The 2,862-nt window shown below is 52.0% G+C and carries 2 rRNA genes (1 of these 2 running past the window's edge); both read right to left on the bottom strand.

Annotated elements, in window-relative coordinates:
- Positions 1-43: 43 nt before the first annotated feature.
- Positions 44-159 (bottom strand): 5S ribosomal RNA (gene rrf, locus ACM110_RS29955).
- A gap of 150 nt (positions 160-309) precedes the next feature.
- Positions 310-2,862: ribosomal RNA gene (locus ACM110_RS29950) — 23S ribosomal RNA — on the bottom strand; it runs 339 nt beyond the window's last position.

Here is a 2,862-nt window from a genome sequence, read left to right as displayed (position 1 = left end):
ACAAAACCCCAACTGCTTTCGCAATTGGGGTTTCGGAATTTAATCTTGACGATGACCTACTCTCACATGGGGAAACCCCACACTACCATCGGCGATGCATCGTTTCACTGCTGAGTTCGGGATGGGATCAGGTGGTTCCAACGCTCTATGGTCGTCAAGAAATTCGGGTACCGAATCGTGGCCAGCTGGCCGCGCTTCAGCAAATTGGGTAGGTGATAGTTTTCGGTGTTTTGCAAGCGTCGAACTTTCGGTTCTTTCGTCTTCACACACCGCAATCTGGCTTTTACGCGCAAATTGCTTGGGTGTTATATGGTCAAGCCTCACGGGCAATTAGTATTGGTTAGCTCAACGCCTCACAGCGCTTACACACCCAACCTATCAACGTCGTAGTCTTCGACGGCCCTTCAGGGGACTCAAGGTCCCAGTGAGATCTCATCTTGAGGCTAGTTTCCCGCTTAGATGCTTTCAGCGGTTATCTATTCCGAACATAGCTACCCGGCAATGCCACTGGCGTGACAACCGGAACACCAGAGGTTCGTCCACTCCGGTCCTCTCGTACTAGGAGCAGCCCCTCTCAAATCTCAAACGTCCACGGCAGATAGGGACCGAACTGTCTCACGACGTTCTAAACCCAGCTCGCGTACCACTTTAAATGGCGAACAGCCATACCCTTGGGACCGGCTTCAGCCCCAGGATGTGATGAGCCGACATCGAGGTGCCAAACACCGCCGTCGATATGAACTCTTGGGCGGTATCAGCCTGTTATCCCCGGAGTACCTTTTATCCGTTGAGCGATGGCCCTTCCATACAGAACCACCGGATCACTAAGACCTACTTTCGTACCTGCTCGACGTGTCTGTCTCGCAGTCAAGCGCGCTTTTGCCTTTATACTCTACGACCGATTTCCGACCGGTCTGAGCGCACCTTCGTACTCCTCCGTTACTCTTTAGGAGGAGACCGCCCCAGTCAAACTACCCACCATACACTGTCCTCGATCCGGATAACGGACCTGAGTTAGAACCTCAAAGTTGCCAGGGTGGTATTTCAAGGTTGGCTCCACGCGAACTGGCGTCCACGCTTCAAAGCCTCCCACCTATCCTACACAAGCAAATTCAAAGTCCAGTGCAAAGCTATAGTAAAGGTTCACGGGGTCTTTCCGTCTAGCCGCGGATACACTGCATCTTCACAGCGATTTCAATTTCACTGAGTCTCGGGTGGAGACAGCGCCGCCATCGTTACGCCATTCGTGCAGGTCGGAACTTACCCGACAAGGAATTTCGCTACCTTAGGACCGTTATAGTTACGGCCGCCGTTTACCGGGGCTTCGATCAAGAGCTTCGCGTTAGCTAACCCCATCAATTAACCTTCCGGCACCGGGCAGGCGTCACACCCTATACGTCCACTTTCGTGTTTGCAGAGTGCTGTGTTTTTAATAAACAGTCGCAGCGGCCTGGTATCTTCGACCGGCGTGGGCTTACGGAGCAAGTCCTTCACCCTCACCGGCGCACCTTCTCCCGAAGTTACGGTGCCATTTTGCCTAGTTCCTTCACCCGAGTTCTCTCAAGCGCCTTGGTATTCTCTACCCAACCACCTGTGTCGGTTTGGGGTACGGTTCCTGGTTACCTGAAGCTTAGAAGCTTTTCTTGGAAGCATGGCATCAACCACTTCGTCACCCAAAGGGTAACTCGTCATCAGCTCTCGGCCTTGGAATCCCGGATTTACCTAAGATTCCAGCCTACCACCTTAAACTTGGACAACCAACGCCAAGCTGGCCTAGCCTTCTCCGTCCCTCCATCGCAATAACCAGAAGTACAGGAATATTAACCTGTTTTCCATCGACTACGCTTTTCAGCCTCGCCTTAGGGACCGACTAACCCTGCGTCGATTAACGTTGCGCAGGAAACCTTGGTCTTTCGGCGTGGGTGTTTTTCACACCCATTGTCGTTACTCATGTCAGCATTCGCACTTCTGATACCTCCAGCAAGCTTCTCAACTCACCTTCACAGGCTTACAGAACGCTCCTCTACCGCATCACCTAAGTGATACCCGTAGCTTCGGTGTATGGTTTGAGCCCCGTTACATCTTCCGCGCAGGCCGACTCGACTAGTGAGCTATTACGCTTTCTTTAAAGGGTGGCTGCTTCTAAGCCAACCTCCTAGCTGTCTAAGCCTTCCCACATCGTTTCCCACTTAACCATAACTTTGGGACCTTAGCTGACGGTCTGGGTTGTTTCCCTTTTCACGACGGACGTTAGCACCCGCCGTGTGTCTCCCATGCTCGGCACTTGTAGGTATTCGGAGTTTGCATCGGTTTGGTAAGTCGGGATGACCCCCTAGCCGAAACAGTGCTCTACCCCCTACAGTGATACATGAGGCGCTACCTAAATAGCTTTCGAGGAGAACCAGCTATCTCCGAGCTTGATTAGCCTTTCACTCCGATCCACAGGTCATCCGCTAACTTTTCAACGGTAGTCGGTTCGGTCCTCCAGTTAGTGTTACCCAACCTTCAACCTGCCCATGGATAGATCGCCCGGTTTCGGGTCTATTCCCAGCGACTAGACGCCCTATTAAGACTCGCTTTCGCTACGCCTCCCCTATTCGGTTAAGCTCGCCACTGAAAATAAGTCGCTGACCCATTATACAAAAGGTACGCAGTCACCTAACAAAGTAGGCTCCCACTGCTTGTACGCATACGGTTTCAGGATCTATTTCACTCCCCTCTCCGGGGTTCTTTTCGCCTTTCCCTCACGGTACTAGTTCACTATCGGTCAGTCAGTAGTATTTAGCCTTGGAGGATGGTCCCCCCATATTCAGACAAAGTTTCTCGTGCTCCGTCCTACTCGATTTCATTGATAAGAGATTT

It is taken from the genome of Pseudomonas sp. NFX98, assembly GCF_047784845.1.
Taxonomy (GTDB): Bacteria; Pseudomonadota; Gammaproteobacteria; order Pseudomonadales; family Pseudomonadaceae; genus Aquipseudomonas.
The sequence above is the reverse complement of the archived record's forward strand: the minus strand, read 5'-3'. Positions and strand labels throughout refer to the sequence as shown.